We start from the raw sequence: 18,432 nt of genomic DNA, 5'->3' as shown, positions 1-18,432 counted from the left end.
CCGTGCCGCTGGCAATGGAGGATACTGCCGATGAGCAAGCACATCACCGCCCAGGCTCTGGGCATCGACATTCGCGACGACAACGGCCTGTTCAAATGGCTGCTCGCCAGCTTTATGATGGGCAAGCGCATCCAGGCGGACATTGCCGTAGAAGCCTATCGTGTGCTGGTCGAAAAACATGGCCGCGACACGCCACGCAAGCTGGGTAACTGCACGCACCGCGACTTGGTGGCCATGCTGGGCGAGGCGCATTACGTGCGCTATGACGAGAGTACCGCTACGCGCTTGAGCGCCTTGGCGAAAAAGCTGCAAACCGAGTATGGCGGTACGATCGGTGAGATGCGCGCGGCGAGCACCGATCGTCACGACTTCGAACGCAAGCTGGAAGCGTTCGAGGGTGTAGGGCCCAAAACCGTCGAGATTTTCATGCGTGAGGCGGGCGGGGTACTGTTTTGAACAGTCACTGCATACGGGTAGGCTGCGCCGGCTGGAGTCTGCCACGCGAATATGCCGAGCGCTTCGCGCCTGACGGTACCCATCTGCAGCGCTATGCGTCGAAGTTGAGCTGTGTCGAAATAAACAGCTCGTTCTACCGTCCTCACCGGCCGCAGACCTATGCGCGATGGGCGGCTTCGGTGCCCGATGATTTCCGTTTCTCGGTCAAGGTGCCGAAACAGATCACTCATGTTCAACGGCTTGAAAAGTGCGCCGCGGCCTTGGACGAATTTCTGTCGCAGTGCGAACAGCTTGGCGACAAACTCGGCTGCCTGCTGGTGCAGTTGCCCCCTTCGCTGGTGTTCGACGCTCAGGTTGCCGAGGACTTTTTCACTTGCCTGCGCGAGCGATTTGTCGGGCCGGTGGTGGTCGAGCCTCGTCACCTTTCCTGGGTCGAGGCCGAGCTGCTGCTGCAGGCGCAGCGTATTGCGCAGGCGGCTGTCGATCCTTCGCGTATAGCCACCGACCCCACCCCCGGTGGCTGGCGCGGCTTCCGATATTGGCGGCTGCATGGCTCGCCGCGCATCTACCACGACGCGTACGACGCCGAGTATCTCTCACGCTTGCGCGTGCTTCTGGCGGAGGCCACCGCTGACGCCGAGGTCTGGTGTGTGTTCGACAACACCGCCTCGGGTGCCGCGCTCGCCAATGCGTTGGATACGCGGTATCCGCCTTAACGGTGCTGCGGTGTGTCTGGGTAAACGCGTTGAAGCCGGACGCGGCTTGCGCCGCTGCTACAGGGGGCGGTGGGCTCGGATGCGGCTGCTACAGGGGGCGGTTTTGCAGGCTGCGTTCGATGCGGGCGAGGCCTTCGGTCAGCAGCGAGCGCGGGCAGCCGAAATTGAGCCGTACGAACTGTTCCAGGCCTGCACCGAAATCCGTGCCGGCGCTCAACCCCACGCGTGCCTGCTGAAGGAAAAAGCGCTGCGGGTTGTCCAGGCCCAGGGCCGAGCAGTCCAGCCAGGCCAGGTAGGTACTTTGCGGCGCATGGACGACGATGCCCGGCAGGCGCGCGCGAATCGTTTCCAGCAGATAGTCGCGGTTGTCCTGCAGGTAGGTTTTCAGCTGTTGCAGCCACTCGCCCGGCTGCGCATACGCGGCGTGAGTGGCCTCCATGCCCAGCGGATTGACGCTGTCGACCATGCCCACCCGCGCGGCATCGAAGCGCGCGCGCAATTCAGCATTCTGGATCACCGCGAAGGCCGTCTTCAACCCAGCCACGTTATACGTCTTGCTGGCTGACATGAGGGTGATGGTGCGCTCGGCGATCTCAGGCGACAGCGAGGCAATCGGGACATGACGGCGGCCGTCGAACTGCAGGTCGGCATGGATCTCGTCGCTGATGATCAACACATTCTGCGCTACACAGGTGTCGGCGATGGCCTGGAGTTCGTCGCGCGAATAAGTCTTGCCCAGCGGATTGTGTGGATTGCTGAGGATGAACGCTGCGCTGTCGCCCAGCGCCTGTTGCAGGCGGTGTGGGTCGCAGGACCATTCACCTTGCGCATCGGCGGTCAGCGGGACTTCGATGCTGCGCATCTTCCAGTGCCCGGCCGCTTCGCGCAGCGGTGGGTAGTTTGGCGTGTGCACCACCACGCCGGCGCCTTCGTCTACCAGACCATGCAGGGCCATGTTGACCCCGGGCACGACGCCGGGCAGGACCACGATGTCCTGCGTCTGCACCTGCCAGTCATAGTGATCGCGCAGGTAATCGACCAGCACCTGACGCAGCGCTTCGGACGGCATGCTGTAACCCAGAACAGGGTGCGCCAGGCGCGCCTGCAGCCGTTCGATGACTGCTGGTGGCGCAGCGAAATCCATGTCGGCCACCCACATGGGCAGTACGTCTTCCGGGTAGCGGCTCCATTTGGTGCTGCTGGTGCCGGTGCGGTCGAACAGCGTGTCCAGGTCTGTGCTCATCATGTGCTCGGGGCTGCAATACGTGAAAATTGAAGGGCTTGTGGCGGCATATTACTCAGCGCAAAGGTGGCAGGCTACCGATGGCGGACGATATGGCACATTCGTACGTAAAAAGATATTCAGGGTTTTTTTCAAACTTTTTCACTTGCGCCTGGGTCATTGCAGTAAGCGGGTGCTTGTACCCGCCCTGCCATTGACCCCAAGGAATACCATCATGATCCGCGATGACCGTATCGCTCCAGACGGCTACACCACCCCGGTCTACCATGACCATGCCACGACCGCGCCGTTGCTCAAGCGAATTTCGTGGAGTGCCATTCTGGCCGGTGTCGTACTGGCCATGGTTGTTTCGCTGTTGTTGAATCTGCTGGGCACGGCCATCGGTACGGCCACCATCGATCCGATGCAGGAAGCCAATCCGCTGTCCGGGATTGGCACCGGTGCCGGCATCTGGGTGGTCGTGAGCGCCGTCATTTCGCTGTTCGTAGGTGGTTGGGCTGCAGGTCGTCTGGCACAGCGCGAAGGCGCTTTCCACGGTCTGCTGGTATGGGCAAGTGTTTCGCTGATCACCGTCTACCTGGTGTCCAGTGCAGTCACCGGTGTCGTCCGTGGCGGCCTGAACCTGGCCGGCAGCGGCATGTCGGCGCTGGGTAGCGGTATCGCCCAAGTAGCTCCAGCGCTGGGCGACAAGATCCAGGATCAACTGCGCGCACAGGGCATCGACTTCAACCTGGACGATATCCAGGGTGAAATCGAGTTGGCCATGCGTCAGACCGGCAAAGCCGAACTGAACCCCGACAACGTCAAGCAGGAAGCTCAGGCTACTCAGCAGGATGCTCAGAACACTGCTCAGCGCAGCGCCGAGAATCCTCAGCAAGCCGACAACCAGTTGGGTGGTCTGATGGACCGCATCAAGGCCAAGGGTGACCAGGCTTGGGATGCTGCCGACCGTCAAGCACTGGTCAATCTGATCAAGGCTCGTGGCAACAAGACCGACGCCGAAGCCAACCAGATCGTCGATCAGGCTCAGGCCAGCTACCGTCAGGCTTACGCCAAGTATCAAGAGCTGAAAGCTCAAGCCGAGCAGAAAGCCCGTGAAGCTGCCGAAGTGGCCGCCAAGCGTGTTTCGCAAGGCGCCTGGATCCTGCTGATCACCCTGGTGATCTCGGGTCTGGTATCGGCCGGTGCCGGTGTACTGGGTCGTCGCACTCAGCCACCTGCCAAGGTNGGCTTTTTCATTTCCATATCATTTCAAGCCTGCAATCAGCTGTTCGTCTATCAACATCTGGACGACAAGTTGTATCACTTCACAGCGCCGATGCTGCCTAGATGCCCAGTGTTCGCCTTATTTGGATTGGCACGATAGCTGCTGAAGCCCCCTGCGAGCGCGACTATACGAATAGAGGCTCCTTCTCTTTTCGTAGCGTTCAGGAGCTTCATTCATGGTTTCAACATCGGGCCGCAAGCCCAGTGGTTCATATCGCGCTTTTGTATCGAGCAGCGTTGCATTGTTCACTGCCACCAGTTTGGGCTTGGCCCATGCGGAGGATACTCAGCTGTCCACGGTGGTAGTAACAGGCGCGGCGCGCAGCGAGGCGCAAAAGGCCAAGGTCGAGCTGGACAAAACCCCCGGTACCACCGCAGTCGTCGACATGAAAGAAGTCGAGAAAGGCCGCGCTTCCAACGCCGAAGACGTACTTGCGCTACAACCGGGCGTGTTCGCGCAGGCCACCAGTGGCACCGGTGCCAACAAGATTTCGATTCGCGGTTCAGGTTTGAATACCTTCTATCAAGGCTATGCCCTGGGCATCAAATTCCTCTACGACGGACTGCCGATCACCGGGCCGGGCGGGACTCAGGAAGACCTGCTGAACATGGCCGCAGTCGATCACACCGAAGTGCTGTACGGCGCCAACGCCTTCAAGCACACGGCGCTGTCGCTGGGTGGCGCGATCAACTTCGTCAGCCGTACCGGACGCACGTCCCCAGGCAACTACGCACGGTTCGAAGTCGGCAGTTTCGGCTACCGCAAGCAGCAACTGAGTACCGGTGGCGTGGTCGGCGACAGCGACTACTACGTCAGCGTGCTGCACAACGAACGCGACGGCTATCAAGACAATACGGCCAACAAGGGCCGCGACCTGATCGCCAACTTCGGCCATGTGTTCAGCCCCAAACTGGAAACGCGTTTCTTCCTGCGCTACCGCGAAGAACAGCTCACCAATGGCAACACCCTGACCCGAGCGCAGCTCAAGCACGATCCGCGCAGCAATGACGTCCCCACTGGTCGCAAGAAGGATGGCACGACTTTGCTGGGCAGCAACACCACCTACAGGTTCGACGACGACTCGACCCTGGAAGTGGGCCTGGGTTACAACGACTACCCGTTGCTCAACGGCTGGCGGTATTCGGTCTCGCCTCAGGACTGGCGCTCCAAGGACACCAGCGTAGTGCTGCGTTATCGCCGCGCCCACGATGAACTGTTCGGCCTGCCCAGCGACAGCAGCGTCACTTTCAGCAATACCCTGGCTTACCTGGGCGATGTCAAATCCCACAGCCGCAGCACCGGGCAACTGTTGCAGTACACAAAGTACACCGGCTCGCGCGACAGCGTGCTGGCGCTGGGCAACGAGTTGCAGCTCAACGACAGAACCTGGCTGTCCACGGGGCTTTCGTTCATCAACATCAAGCGCAAGGCCGAGATCGAATACACCACCGGGGTGAACACCAGCGAGTTTCCCGATGGCGTGAACTACTCCGAATGGGACACCGCGCCGCGGCTGGGCCTGCGTTATGAACTGACTCCAGACATCCAGCTGTTCGGCAACGTCAGCCGCTCCATCGACCCGCCCGTGACCTGGCAGCTGGGCAGCACCGGCTCGCCGTTCATACGCGACGTGAAACCCCAGAAGGCCACCACCGCCGAGCTGGGCGTGCGTGCCAGTGCCGGGATTTTCGATGGCAGTCTGACCTTCTATCGCTCGTGGATCGATGACGAGATTCTGTCCGTGGTGGTGCGTCAGGCCTCGGCCAATCAAGACCAACTGGTGGCTTCGTCCAACGCCAGCCCAACCATTCACCAAGGCGTCGAGGCGGGCTTGAATGCACTGCTGTGGGAAGGCGACAACGGCGATACGCTGAACCTGCGCCAAGCCTACACCTTCAACGATTTCTACTATCGCCACGACAACACCTTCGGCGGCAACGAACTGCCCAGCCTGCCACGCCACGTGTACCAGGCCGAGCTTCAGTACCAGCAAGCCGGAGGCTTCTACGCCCAACTCAACCTGCGTTCGGCCTCCAGTTACTTCATCGACTACGCCAACAGTTTCAGCGCGCCGTCCTACACCATCCTCGGCGCCCGCGTAGGCTTCGAAGCTCCGAGCAAACGCTGGGACGTGTTCCTGGACATGCGCAACCTGACCGACGAACGCTACGCCACCGCAGCCAACACCACCTACGACGCCCGCGGGCAGGATTCGGCCAATTTCTACCCGGGGGATGCGTTCAATGTCACGACTGGCGTTGCGTTTCGGTTTTGATAGGGCCCTGCTTTGACGATGCATGAGGGACTCGAATGAAGGCTTGCCCGGTGGTCATCCGCTATAGAGAAGGCTTGGAGGTTCTCGCCTTCGAGCACCCTCTAGCAGGGCTGCAGTTGGTGAAAGGGACCGTAGAGGAGGGTGAGACTTCGGCCGCGGCGGCTTGTCGCGAATTGTTCGAAGAGGCGGGCATTCGAGCAAGGGTGGTGCTTGACTTGGGTACTTGGCAGTACACAGGCACCAGTGAGATATGGATGTTTCATCAATGCGAAGCCATTGGTGAACTTGCGGATCACTGGGTGCATTATTGTCAGGACGACCAAGGACATCGTTTTCGTTTTTTCTGGCACCGGCTTGCCAGCCAGCCCGATGAGCGATGGCATAAGACTTTCAGAGACGCACTGCATTTATTGCGTAGCCGGTTGGCGGTCGAAACCTGTCGCGAATGATTTCTGGGATCTGTAGGCTCAGCACACACCGTCTGCAGGATTTAACGCAGTTACAGCAGAGAGAGAGGATGACATGCGAGAGCGCAAGGCAGCGCGCTGGTTGGTGATAGATCCAGAAGGGAGGGTTCTTCTTTTCAGGTTTCACCATACGGCCGGACCGTTGGCGGGGCAGGACTATTGGGCCACGCCAGGCGGTGGCGTCGAGGAAGGTGAATCCTTCGCGTCGGCGGCAATACGGGAGCTACACGAGGAAACCGGAATTCACGTTGTGACGGCAGGTCCTGTTGTCGCCGAGCGGGATTTTGTGATGCAGATGCCTGATGGAGAATATGTACTTGGCTTGGAGCAGTATTTTGCCGTACGCGTCCTACTGCAGGAGCTGTCTCGTGAAGGGTGGACCCCGCAGGCAGTCGAAGTCGTTGCCGAGTGTCGCTGGTGGTCTGCTGACGAGCTCCAGTCTACGCAAGAAACCGTATGGCCCGAGAACCTGAAAGAGTTGCTTTCGAAGTCCGACAGCGCGGCCTCGCCTGTGGTGATTCGCGTTGCGGCCAGCACGGATGCGCGCGCCTTGGCCAGCGTTCATCTGGCCGCCTGGCAGGCGGCCTACCAAGACCTTCTTTCACCGTCCTACCTGCTGGCGCTCGAAGACAAGCTGGATCAGCGGGCAAAACTGCTGCGCGAGGCGATCGTTCAGCGGACAATGTCGTTGTGGGTGATAGAGCGAAGCGGGCAAGTCCTGGGTTGGGCCTCGTTCGGGCCCAGCAGGGATGCTGAGGCGGGTTCGGCTACGGCCGAACTGCGCGCTATCAATCTGCTGCCCGAGGTCTGGTCGCAAGGTCTGGGTCGCCGGTTGTGGCAGGTCATCGAAGAAAACCTCACGCGCGGCGGCTACACCGACGTGACCGCGTGGGTATTGGCGGGGAACGAGCGGGCCATCGGGTTTTATGAGGCCATTGGGTTCGTCCGCGAACCTGGCAGCGAGCGAACGGTGGTTGAGGATGGGGAATCTCTGTCGCTGGTGCGTTATCGCACCCAGTCGATCCCGCCTCTGGTGCAGACGCCGCTGCTGACGCCACGTCTTGAAATAGTCGCCCCGAATGTTGCCCTCGCACAGCTCTTGGCGGATGCCTTGAACGCGAGTTACGAAACCCATCGTCTGTTTCTGGTTTGGAGCCGGCCACGCTGGGAACTGACCGATACGCTGGACACCCTGCAGCGAGCGCAGAGCGATTTCGTCCGCCACGATGCGGAGAAAAAGTTCTTCCTGCTGACTCGCGAGCACCCGCAGCAACTGGTGGGGTGTATCGGATTCACCCCCAAGCCCGATGGCTCCCACGAGATAGGCTATTGGGCGAACCAATCATTTCAGGGCCGGGGTTTGATGCGCGAAGCATTGACGGCACTGATTGCCCAGTTGTCTGGAACACGTTTGTACCTGACGACGTCTTCGGCCAACACCGCCAGCCGCCAGCTCGCGGAGTCGGTCGGGTTTCGTCTGGTTCGTACCTTGGTCGGCGATCGTCGATCCGATGTCTTCGGGGTGTGTGACACGCTGGTGTTCAACTGGCCCGTAGTGCAGCCTGCAGCATTCGAAGATGCGGCGCAGATCGCTGATGTGCATATCCGCAGTTGGCAGCAGGCGTATCGTGATTTGATGGATCAAGCTTATCTGGACGGACTGGACCAGACCTTGCTGCAGAGACAGGCAAACTGGGAACAGAGCATCACGGGGCACGATTCGCAAGTGCAGGTCGCCTCGTTGGCGGACGCTGTCGTCGGCTGGATATCGTTCGGGCCCAGCCGCGACCACGATGCAGACTCTCAACGAGTGGGCGAAGTGATGGCTGTGTATGTACTGGCCGAACACTGGGGCTCCGGAGTAGGGCGGCGATTATGGCTGGCAGCCCTTGCTCGGCTGGCCGAGCAGGGCTATGAAAAAGTCACGCTGTGGGTACTGGTCGAAAACGTACGGGCGATCAGGTTTTATCAAGCCGCTGGACTTGCCGAGGAGCCGGAAACACGACGGACGCTCGAACGCGGCGGGATGAAATTGCAAGAAGTCCGGTACAGCGGCCGTCTTTGACTGAGCGGGGTAGGTTTCATGCAGTTATATGTCGTCCGTCATGGCGAAACCTGGGCCAATGCCGAGCATCGGTATCTAGGATCACTGGATCCTGCACTTACCGAGCGTGGTCGCCAGCAGGCGGCCACGCTGGGGAGGCAATTGCCTGAAAATCTGCACGTTCTTGTTACTTCACCACGTGTAAGAGCGGTGCAGACGGCGAGCATTCTCAATCAGCGGCTCGGGCTCTTGCCCGAAGTCATGGAGAGCTTTCGAGAGCGTGATGTCGGGGTCTTCGAAGGACTGACACAAGCCGAGGCCATGGAGCGATATACGCAACTCTGGGCATGCAACATTACTCGGCGGTGGGACAGGGCGCCTACCAACGGTGAGTCTATCGTGGAAGTCGTTACCCGCGTGAGGGCAGGCCTGATCGAACTGGAAACTCGATATCCGTCCAAGTCGGTATTGTTGGTCGCGCATGGCTTCGTCGCCAAGGTGATTCGCGGGCTGGCCAAAGCAGATCTCGCCGATTTCTATCAATGGCAGCTGCCGAACGGCAGCCTGTTGACCTTTGAAGATTTCGGTGTCCCGGCCTTCGACAAAGCTGCACTTGAAGCCTCTTTGCCTTCACCCTGAAGTTCACGTCGTCGCAATTTGACGACCAGGAACATCATTAGCTGGAAGCATCCTCCTGAACCCCGTCGATGGTCAGCAGTTGCTCCAGTATCTGCTTGGCCTGCGCGCCTGAAGTGCGTTTGAGTTCGATGGTGATGCTGTCGGTGTCGTCACGGTTACCTTTTTCGACGATGAACTGTCTGACCGCCACCCGTGACGGATGAGTGCGATTGTATTTTTTGTAGGAGCGGTCCGCGGCCGCGAAAGGATCGCTGCGGTGTGTCAGGTAAGTTGCGGTAAAGCCTTCGCGGCCGATGACCGCTCCCACGGATGATCGATATCAGGTGTTTGTTGACAGGGCTGTTGTGAAGTTTCAAGTGTTCGAATCAAGGCAGTTATCCATCAGTAACTGTGTGCTGGCAGCCACTTGGCCGCTCTAATGTACGGTTTTAACGAGTTTCAGTGGCTCAATAGCTGGCACGCTCTCTGCTATCACCCTGTTGCCAATAAATAAGCACCGTCTTTTTTCAGGGCGGTGTTATATGAGTCAAGCAGGAGCAGGGAATGAACGGGGAAGTCATTGCAACAACCACGGCACGCAGTCGCTTGCCGTCGGCGCTGGGCGCTGGGGCGACATTGCTGTTTATCGGCCAACTGCATGCCGCACCAGTCAGCGAATCGGCCGAGCAGAAGTCGACCAGTCAACTGAGTACCGTAGTTGTTCAGGGTGCCAGACTGGACGAGAACCAACGCGCCGAAACGGCTTTGAAGGAAGTGGCAGGCGGGGTCAACTATGTCGATTCCGCGACCGTTGAAAAGGGGCGCGTGTCGACCAGTACCGATATCTTCGCGCTGCAGCCCGGTGTAATCGCCACCCAGGGCGGCGGCAGCAACGACGGCACACGGATTTCCATTCGTGGGTCGGGTATCAACAAGGGCGTGGGTTATTTCCGCGCCGGCATCTTTTACCTGTTCGACGGCCTGCCGGTGTCCGGGCCCGGCGGTACCCCCTACGAACTGTTCGAACCGCTGGGTCTGAGTCATACCGAAGTGCTGCGCGGCGGCAATGCTTTCGATATCGGCTCGTTGTATCTGGGGGGTGCGATCAACTACGTGACCAAGACCGGCTACAACTCCGCGCCGTTGCAAGTGCGCTACGAAGCCGGTAGTTACGGTTATCAAAAACGTCAGATCAGTTCGGGGCAAGTGCTGGGTCCGCTCGACTATTACGTCAGCCTCACCGACTCGGCGTCGGACGGCTTTCAGGATCAGACCCAAGGCAAGAGCGCCGGGTTTGTCGGCAACGTCGGCTATCAGTTTTCGCCGCAGTTGAAATCCCGTCTGTACTATCGCTACCGAACCACCGACAACGAGACGCCGGGTTATATCACCCGCGCGCAACTCAAGGACGATCCCGAGCAGGCCAACCCGGCCAGTGTGAACGTGCGCGCCCATCGCAAACAGCCAGGTTCGACCTGGGTCGCGAGCAAGACCCAGTACACCTTCGATGACGATTCCAACCTGGAAGTAGGATTGGTCTACCACGACTATCCAATCGACGCGCGACAGGGCGTCAACCGCACGACTTGGGGCTTCAGCGATTATTCCGCCAGTTTGAAGTACGACCGTCTGGACACTTTGTTCGGCAAGAACAGCATCACCCGATTCAACGCGCTGCGTACCGAGCATTTGAATGCCTATGCCAAGACCAAGGTGCGGATTCCTTCAGGTATCACCGCCAACCTGCCGTCCGGCGCGTTGGTGCGCAAGGCTGAGTACGAAGGCTCCGATACCGTGTTGAGCGCCAGCAATGAAACCGAGTGGATCGACAACACATTGTGGTTGAGTGCAGGACTTTCCGCCGTGGAGTTCCAGCGCAAGGCCAAGGTGTCGTATCCGGTGGGTGGCGAGGCCGACAACCCCAACAACCCCATCGAAAAGAACGACTGGGAGTTTGCGCCCAGGCTGGGGGTGCGTTATCAGATCAACCCCAACTGGCAGCTGTTCGGTAACCTCAGTCGCACGGTCGAGGCGCAGCAATCGTGGGCTTATGTGTCCGGTGCCCAGGTGTTCACATCCGGGCCGGCCACCGGGCTCAATTCCGGTGGGCAGAAGCTCGAGCCGCAGATCGCCGATACGTTGGAGTTCGGTACCCGTGGGCAGTTGGGCAACAGCACTTGGGACCTGACGTTCTATCGCTCCCATGTGCAGGATGAACTGCTCTCGGTGATCATCAGGGAGGCGACTTCCAGCGCCGATGCACTGACCTCCGAATACAACGCCAGCAAGACCATTCATCAGGGTGTGGAGCTGGGTCTGGATTCGCTGCTGTACCAGAACGACGGCGATTCGTTGCACCTGCGTCAGTCCTATACCTACAGCGACTTCTTCTACCGCGACGACGAGCAGTTCGGCAGCAATCGGTTGCCGGGTATTCCCAAGCACAACTATCAGGCTGAGCTGCGTTATGACTTCAGCAATGGCGTGTATGTGGGGGTGAACACCTACTACGCTTCCAAGACACCGATGGACTTTGCCAATACCAAGGATGCCGGCTCCTACAATCTGTGGGGCGCGATCCTGGGATGGGACTCGCCGAAGAAGGATTGGAATGTCTATCTGGACCTGCGCAACCTGACGGACGAGAAGTACGCCGCGTCCATCAGTCCGGCGTTCAATGCCGGCGGCAATGATGTGCGGGCAATCATCCCAGGGGATGGGTTCGGCGCGTATGCAGGGGTGCAGTACAGTTTCCGGTGATTCGATGCCTGCGTAGGAGCGGTCGTCGGCCCCGAAAGGGCGCTGCGGTGTGTCAGGCATACCGAATCGCGCCCTTCGCGGCCACGGACCGCTCCTACAGGGTCATTTGCCTAGCGTGGTAGGAGGGGTCGTCGGCCGCGAAAAGGGCGCTGCGGTGTATCTGGTGTATTGCGGGACATTCTTCGCGGGCAGAGCCCGCTCCCACAACGATGATAAGTGTTGCTGGAACAGCAGTCATTAAGCAGTTGCGGCCATTTCAAACATCCAGCCGCTATCTGATATCAATGAAGTTCCCTGTTCAGGGCACTTGGCGATTGGCACGAACACTGCAATCTACAACGTTATCGATGGCGTCGCAGACCTCATCACCGAGTCCGACTATACCAATAGAAGCTCGCCTTATATTCATTGGGTGGGAGCAATACTTTTGAAGTTACATGCCTATACGCCATCGTTGAACAGTCGGCGCAGTACCGCCTATCGCTATACCGAATTCGCTTCAGGCCTGAGTGCCTGCCTGTTGTTCACTGTCGCTCCTGCCTTCGCCGATACATCAGAGCAGCGTTTGCAAACGGTCACTGTGCAGGCCGCCAAGGCGACACCGGTCGAGCAATCCCGTGCGCAGCTCAAGGAAGTGCCCGGGGGCACCAGCCTGGTCGAACAGGCCGAGGTCGACAAAGGGCGCTCCGCCAGCCTCGAAGACACTCTGGCGTACCAGCCTGGCGTGTATGCGCAATCGGCCGGTGGCAACGATGCGGTCAAGATTTCCATCCGCGGCTCCGGCGCCAATGCATCACCGGGCTACTTCCGCGAGGGCACCAAGTTCCTCTTCGACGGATTGGCATTGACCGGCGCCGGCGGTACTCCGTACGAGCTGCTGGACGGGCAGGGCTTGCAGTACACCGAGATCCTGCGTGGCGCCAATGCCTTCGAGTACGGCGCCTTGTCTCTGGGTGGCGGTATCAATTTCATCACCCATACCGGCTACAGCGCGCCGGGCAGCCAGATCAAACTGGAAGGCGGCAGTTTCGGTTGGCAGAAACAGACCCTGCGCACCGGCGGTGTGGTCGGTGATGCAGACTATTTCGTCAGCGTCGACAACGCTCGACGCAATGGTTATCAGGATTACACCTTCAGCAAGTCCAAGGGAGTCGTGGGTAACTTCGGCTACCGGTTCAATCCGAAACTTCAGACTCGTCTGATCGTGCGCTACCGCGAGGAATTTCACGAGAACGCCGGGGCCTTGACCCGCGCCCAGCTCAAACACGACAGCACCCAGACCAACGCGGCCACGCGCGCCAGCCGCGGCGACTCGACCAAACGCGGCTCTACCTGGGTAGCCAGCAAGACCACCTACACCTTCGACGACGACGCCACCCTGGAATTCGGCGTTGGGTACCACGACTATCCGCAGATCCTGAACCGTCGCAGCACGGTCAACCCCAACTACTGGGACTGGAGCGACATCAACGTATCGCTCAAATACACCCGCTACGACCAGCTGTTCGGCCTCGACAGCACCACCACTCTTGGCCTCACCAGCACCGAGCACTTGAACGCAGGCGCCAAGACCTATCGCGGCAACAAGGACCTTGGCCTCCTGCAGAAAAACGTCAAATACGACGGTTCCTTCGACCATGTGTTCACCGTCGGCAACGACCTGGGCCTGACCGATCGGTTGTACCTGACCACCGGCGTCTCGGCGATCCAGATCAAGCGCGACATCGACGTGTCTTTCAGCGATCGGCCCAATACCAGCGGCTTTCCCACGCGCTACGACTACGACAACTGGTCCCTGGCACCGCGCGCCGGGCTGCGTTTTGAACTGAGCCCAAACTTGCAAGTGTTCGGCAACGTCAGCCGCTCCATCGATCCGCCCAGTTCATGGTCGATCTCCAACTCCGGGGTAACCAACAACTACATCAAGCCGCTGGTGCCACAAACCGCGAACACCGTGGAATTCGGTATCCGCGGCCAGTCCGAGCGTTTCGACGGCAGCCTGGTGCTGTACCGCTCCTGGGTCAAGAACGAGTTGCTGACGACTCAGATTGCCGCCGCCACCGGCACCAGCGCAGCGATTGTCTCGACATCCAACGCCACCCCGACCATCCATCAAGGTATCGAGGCGGGCTTGACCACAAAGCTCTGGCAGGGCAGCAACGGTGATGTACTCAGCTGGCGCCAGGCCTACACCCTCAACGACTTCTACTACCGCCACGACCCTGCGTTCAGCAAGAACGAACTGCCGGGCTTGCCCAAGCACATCTACCAGGCCGAACTGCAATACCAGTACGCCAGTGGATTCTACGCCGGCGTCAACGTTCGTTCCGCGTCCAGCACCGCGGTGGACTACGCCAACACGTTCAACGCGCCGTCGTACACGATTTTCGGCGCCCGCCTGGGCTACGACGCGCCGAGCAAGAAGTGGCAGGCCTACGTGGACCTGAAAAACCTCGGCGACAAGGATTACGTGACCGCCATCGTACCGGGCTACAACGCTCAGGGGCAGGACACCGCAGCGCTGTATCCGGGGGACGGCTTCGGCGCGTTCACCGGCGTCACCTACAACTTCTGATGGCTGCCCGACACATGACCTCGACCTTCTTCGGCTGCGCCTTGATCGGCGTGCTGTTCACGCTTTCGGCCTGTTCGCCTGCTGCCGATGCGCCAGCCACGCCGGTGGCGCAGGCACCGAGTACCGACGGCATCGTCAATGGCGATCTGATCAGCTACCCCGCGTCCGACTACCACGAAAAGGAGCCGGGCAAGCGCGGCGGAACGCTGCGCGTGACCACGGCCGCCGACACCGGCACCTTCGACGTCCATTCGATTTCCCATGGCAACGTGCAGTGGTTGGGGCGAGTGCTGTACGACTGCCTGGTGTACCAGGACGAGGAGGGCAGGGTCTCGCCCTGGCTGGCGAAATCCTGGGAAGTGTCCGAAGACGGCAGGACCTACACCTTTCACCTGCGCGAGGGCGTAACCTTCAGCGACGGCGAGAAATTCAATGCCCAGGCGGTGAAGATCAACCTGGAACACATGCGCGATCCCGCCACCAAGTCGCCCTTGGCGGCAGCCTATATCGCGCCATACGACCAGGGTCGGGTGATCGACGAGTACACCTTCCAGGCGACTTTGCGCGAACCCTATTCGCCGTTTCTCGACGTGCTGGCGCAGTCCTGGCTGGGGATGATTTCGCCCAAGCAGATCCTCGAAGCACCCAAGTCGATCGCCGAGCGCCCCGTTGGCTCCGGGCCGTTCGTGCTGCAAAGCTATACCCGCGACCAGGGTGCGGTGTTCACCCGGCGTCAAGGCTACGACTGGTCGCCACCGGTGACTCGCCATGGAGGCGAGGCCTACCTTGATCGCATCGAACTCAGCTTCGTGCCCGAGGCGATGATCCGCTTTACCTCACTCCAGGCTGGGCAGTCAGACCTGACGCTGGATGCGCCGCCGCAGAATGCCAAGGCCATTCGCGCCTCCACCGACCTGACCCTGCGCAGCCGCATTCGCAAGGGCAATCCGTTTCGCAGCCTGACGTTCAACGTCGAACAGGCGCCGTTCGATGACGTGCGGGTACGTCGCGCGGTAGCCAAGGGCATCGACCGCGAGGGCCTGGCCTGGATCATCGGGTTCGGCGAATACCGGGTGAAGGCGGATTTCCTCGCCGCCAACACGCGCTACTACGACCCCACGTACAAGGACGTGCTGGCTTACGACGTCGAGGCCGCCAACGCCTCGCTCGACGACGCCGGCTGGACTGCACGCGACGCGCAGGGCTATCGCACCCGCAACGGTGAGCGGCTGGGCGCGACCCTGCTGGCAACCGAAAGCGCGAGCTTCTCCAGCAGTGTTGCGGTGGCGATTCAGGCGGACCTGAAGAAGCTCGGTTTCGAGTTGCGCATCGAACTGCTGCCGCTGGCCCAGGTCACCGACCGCCGTTATGCCGGCAACTTCCAGGTCATGGGCGGTGGATACTGGCACACCAACACCCCGGACGGTCTGTACATCCTGTACCACAGCGATTCCATCACTTCGGAAAAACGCATCGGCCAGAACGGCGGGCGTTTTCGCGATGCCGAACTGGATCGACTGTTGGCCGCAGCCCGACGCAGCCACGACCCGGCTCGTCTCGAACGACTGTACAGCAAGGCCCAGCAGCGCCTGGCCGAGCAGGTGCCGGTGGTGCCGTCGTTCGAGAGCCATGTGCTGGTCGCCTACTCGAATCGTCTTGCCGGGGTGATTTTCGACACCTCGCACAACACGGTATTTCTGCCCAGCCTGTGGCTGCAACCGGAGGCGAAATGAACACTGCTCTGCGCAAGGTGCTCTGGCGCCTGCTGGCCGGTGTCGGCGTGCTGTGGGGAGCCGCGACCCTGACCTTTCTGGCCATCAACCTGAGTGCCGGTGACCCTGCACTGGCCATTCTCGGCGGTCCGGAATCCATGCCGACCCCGGAGATGATTGTGCGGGTGCGCGCCGAATACGGCCTCGATCAGCCGCTGATCGTGCAGTACGGCCACTACATCGCTCGCTTGGCTCAAGGCGATCTGGGCGAGTCCTACCGCCTGCGCATTCCGGTCACCCGGGCTATCGGCGCACAGATCGGCGCCACCGTGCAGCTGTCGATCTGCGCGGCGCTGGTAGCCGTGATCCTGTCGGTCATCAGTGCGATCACCACGGCCAAGCGCAGCCCATGGGTACGCTCCCTCGTGTCGGGCACGGAGCTGGTGCTGTCGTCGGCGCCCTCGTTCGTCATCGGCATCCTGTTGCTGCTGGTGTTCACCTTTCACTGGCACGTGCTGCCGCCTTCCGGCTCGGGCAACTGGCAGTCGCTGATCCTGCCGACCCTGGCGCTGGCCCTGCCGATTGCCGCCGTACTGACCCAGGTGTTGCGCCAGGAGCTGGAAGACATTCTCGACCAGCCTTTCATTGCCATGGCCCGCGCCCGCGGCATGTCCGAAACCGGTGTGCGTCTGCGCCACGCCTTGCGCCATGCACTGGTGCCGCTGGTGACCCTGGCCGGTTTCGTCTTCGCCAGCCTGTTGGGTGGTGCGGTCGTTGTAGAGCTGCTGTTCTCCCGCCAGGGCATCGGCCGGCTGATGCTCGACGCCGCCAACGCCAAGGACGTGCCCATGGTGCTGGGCATCACCCTGTTGGCAGCGGCTATCTATGTGGCGGTGAACCTGGTGGTGGACCTGGTGAACCACTGGATCGACCCGCGAGTGAAGCCCGCATGACCCGAATTTTCACGGCTGCCAGGCAGCCCGATGACGCAAGGAAATGACCATGAGTGTTGAACAGCGCACCGGCGGTTTCTCGCTGGCCCCCGACTATGCCCGCCTGCGGGCCCCCTTTGCGGAGATTTTCACGCGCATCGAAGACACCGCTCTGGCCCGCGAACAGCAACGCGAACTGGCCTTCGACGCTGTGAACTGGCTGCGCGATGCCGGCTTCGGTGCCTTGCGCGTGCCGAGCGAGCAGGGCGGCGCGGGCGCTACCCTGCCGCAGTTGTTCGAGCTGCTGATCGAGCTGGCCGAGGCGGACTCCAACCTGCCGCATATCCTGCGCGCGCATTTCGGCTTCGTCGAAGGCCGCCTGTCCCGCGATGAAGCCGACTCCCAGGCGTACTGGCTGGCCAAGGTGGTGGCCGGTGACCTGTGGGGCGCGGCCATGGCCGAGCGCACCGACACCAGCAAACAGAGCGTGACCCTGACGGCCGAAAGTGAGCAGAGCTGGCGCCTGGACGGCAAGAAGTTCTACTGCACCGGCACCCTGTACGCCGACTGGATCGCCGTGTCGGCGCTGACCGGTGAAGACTTCGTCAGCGTCTCGGTGCCTACCACCGCACCAGGCGTGAGCCGCGACGACGATTGGGACGGCTTCGGCCAGCGCCTGTCGGGCAGCGGCACCACGCGTTTCGACAACGTGCCGGTGCCGTCCGAGTACGTGTTGCGTCGCTATGCGGCCGGCGAGCAGCGTCCCGAGTCCTACATTTCGGCGTTCTATCAACTGTTTCACCTGGCGACATTGGCCGGCATTGCCCGCGCGGTGCTGCGCGACGCCAGCGAGTTCGTCCAGGGCCGCACCCGTGCCTTTGGTGTGCCGGGCCAGTCCAGTCCCAAGGACGATCCATTGGTGCAGCGTGTCGTCGGCCGCCTGTCGAGCCTGGCCTATGCCGCGCAGACCCAGGTACTGGCGGTGGCGCAGGTGCTGCAGAATGTCCACGACGCCGAGCGCGCTGGGCGGGCCAGCGAAGCCCACTACACCGAGGCCGAGGTGCGCGCCTTTCAAGCCCAGCAGATCGTTCTGGAGCAGGTACTGGAAGCCACCACGTTGTTGTTCGAAGTAGGCGGTGCGTCGGCCACCAGCCAGTCGCGCCGTCTGGACCGACACTGGCGCAACGCGCGCACGCTGGCCTCGCACAACCCGGCGATCTACCGCGAACGCGCGCTGGGCAACTACTACCTCAACGGCATCAGTCCGAATGCGGCCTGGCGCGCTTCGCAGGCCGAGCACGCCGCCGCCCAAGCCGAACCGGTCGCTGCTCTGCACGACGAAGCCAGCGCCGTCTGAACCGCCTTCA

The 18,432-nt window shown here is 61.0% G+C and carries 13 protein-coding genes and 3 pseudogenes; 14 read left to right on the top strand and 2 right to left on the bottom strand.

Translation table 11 applies throughout. From position 1 onward, the window contains the following. The first annotated feature begins 30 nt into the window (after positions 1–30). Both IFT57_RS13615 and IFT57_RS13610 read left to right on the top strand, forming a co-directional pair. Entirely contained in the window at positions 31–456 is a 426-nt protein-coding gene (locus IFT57_RS13615; protein ID WP_192151728.1) for a DNA methylase, read from the top strand. Between the two features lie 11 nt (positions 457–467). Beyond that, positions 468–1,172: a DUF72 domain-containing protein gene (locus IFT57_RS13610; protein WP_446731201.1), complete on the top strand. Its 705-nt coding sequence runs from the start codon at positions 468–470 to the stop codon at positions 1,170–1,172. A gap of 88 nt (positions 1,173–1,260) precedes the next feature. Here the strand turns inward: IFT57_RS13610 and IFT57_RS13605 are convergent, their stop codons facing one another. Then, positions 1,261–2,415, bottom strand: coding sequence for a MalY/PatB family protein (locus IFT57_RS13605; protein WP_192151726.1), 1,155 nt, complete (start codon positions 2,413–2,415; stop codon positions 1,261–1,263). A gap of 214 nt (positions 2,416–2,629) precedes the next feature. Between IFT57_RS13605 and IFT57_RS13600 the strand changes: the two are divergent. The 7 genes and pseudogenes from IFT57_RS13600 to IFT57_RS13570 form a co-directional block, all read left to right on the top strand. Beyond that, positions 2,630–3,642 (top strand): annotated as a pseudogene (locus IFT57_RS13600) (hypothetical protein); the annotation flags it as partial. Positions 3,643–3,857: 215 nt separating this feature from the next. Beyond that, positions 3,858–5,957: a TonB-dependent receptor family protein gene (locus IFT57_RS13595; RefSeq protein ID WP_192151725.1), complete on the top strand. Its 2,100-nt coding sequence runs from the start codon at positions 3,858–3,860 to the stop codon at positions 5,955–5,957. Between the two features lie 35 nt (positions 5,958–5,992). Further along, a complete protein-coding gene (locus tag IFT57_RS13590; protein ID WP_192151724.1) occupies positions 5,993–6,406 on the top strand; it encodes an NUDIX hydrolase in 414 nt (137 codons plus the stop codon). Positions 6,407–6,479: 73 nt separating this feature from the next. Beyond that, a pseudogene (locus IFT57_RS13585) lies at positions 6,480–6,917 on the top strand (NUDIX hydrolase); the annotation flags it as partial. A gap of 18 nt (positions 6,918–6,935) precedes the next feature. Next, positions 6,936–7,889: pseudogene (locus IFT57_RS13580) on the top strand (GNAT family N-acetyltransferase); the annotation flags it as partial. Positions 7,890–7,961: 72 nt separating this feature from the next. Continuing rightward, positions 7,962–8,489, top strand: a complete 528-nt coding sequence (locus IFT57_RS13575; RefSeq protein ID WP_342030357.1) for a GNAT family N-acetyltransferase — start codon at positions 7,962–7,964, stop codon at positions 8,487–8,489. Between the two features lie 18 nt (positions 8,490–8,507). Beyond that, complete coding sequence (locus IFT57_RS13570; protein WP_192151723.1) at positions 8,508–9,107, top strand: histidine phosphatase family protein; 600 nt, start codon at positions 8,508–8,510, stop codon at positions 9,105–9,107. Positions 9,108–9,144: 37 nt separating this feature from the next. On the opposite strand, the gene IFT57_RS13565 is transcribed toward IFT57_RS13570, so the two are convergent. Beyond that, on the bottom strand, positions 9,145–9,414 hold the full coding sequence (locus tag IFT57_RS13565; protein ID WP_192151722.1) for a hypothetical protein: 270 nt from the start codon (positions 9,412–9,414) through the stop codon (positions 9,145–9,147). A 236-nt stretch (positions 9,415–9,650) separates the two neighbouring features. Between IFT57_RS13565 and IFT57_RS13560 the strand changes: the two genes are divergently transcribed. The 5 genes from IFT57_RS13560 to IFT57_RS13540 all read left to right on the top strand — a co-directional run bounded on the left by IFT57_RS13560 (position 9,651) and on the right by IFT57_RS13540 (position 18,422). Beyond that, entirely contained in the window at positions 9,651–11,846 is a 2,196-nt protein-coding gene (locus IFT57_RS13560; RefSeq protein ID WP_192151721.1) for a TonB-dependent receptor family protein, read from the top strand. Positions 11,847–12,273: 427 nt separating this feature from the next. Further along, a complete protein-coding gene (locus tag IFT57_RS13555) occupies positions 12,274–14,421 on the top strand; it encodes a TonB-dependent receptor family protein (RefSeq protein ID WP_244657310.1) in 2,148 nt (715 codons plus the stop codon). A gap of 14 nt (positions 14,422–14,435) precedes the next feature. After that, complete coding sequence (locus tag IFT57_RS13550; protein ID WP_192151720.1) at positions 14,436–16,154, top strand: ABC transporter substrate-binding protein; 1,719 nt, start codon at positions 14,436–14,438, stop codon at positions 16,152–16,154. After that, the gene (locus IFT57_RS13545; RefSeq protein WP_192151719.1) at positions 16,151–17,086 is read left to right on the top strand and encodes an ABC transporter permease; all 936 of its coding nucleotides are present in this window, start codon (positions 16,151–16,153) and stop codon (positions 17,084–17,086) included. The genes IFT57_RS13550 and IFT57_RS13545 overlap by 4 nt, the downstream gene beginning before the upstream one ends. 49 nt (positions 17,087–17,135) lie before the next feature. After that, positions 17,136–18,422 (top strand): acyl-CoA dehydrogenase family protein, encoded by a 1,287-nt coding sequence (locus IFT57_RS13540; RefSeq protein ID WP_192151718.1) that lies wholly within the window; start codon positions 17,136–17,138, stop codon positions 18,420–18,422. Positions 18,423–18,432: the final 10 nt, after the last annotated feature.

It is taken from the genome of Pseudomonas sp. CFBP 13719, assembly GCF_014842095.1.
Classification (GTDB): Bacteria; Pseudomonadota; Gammaproteobacteria; order Pseudomonadales; family Pseudomonadaceae; genus Aquipseudomonas.
The sequence above is the reverse complement of the archived record's forward strand: the minus strand, read 5'-3'. Positions and strand labels throughout refer to the sequence as shown.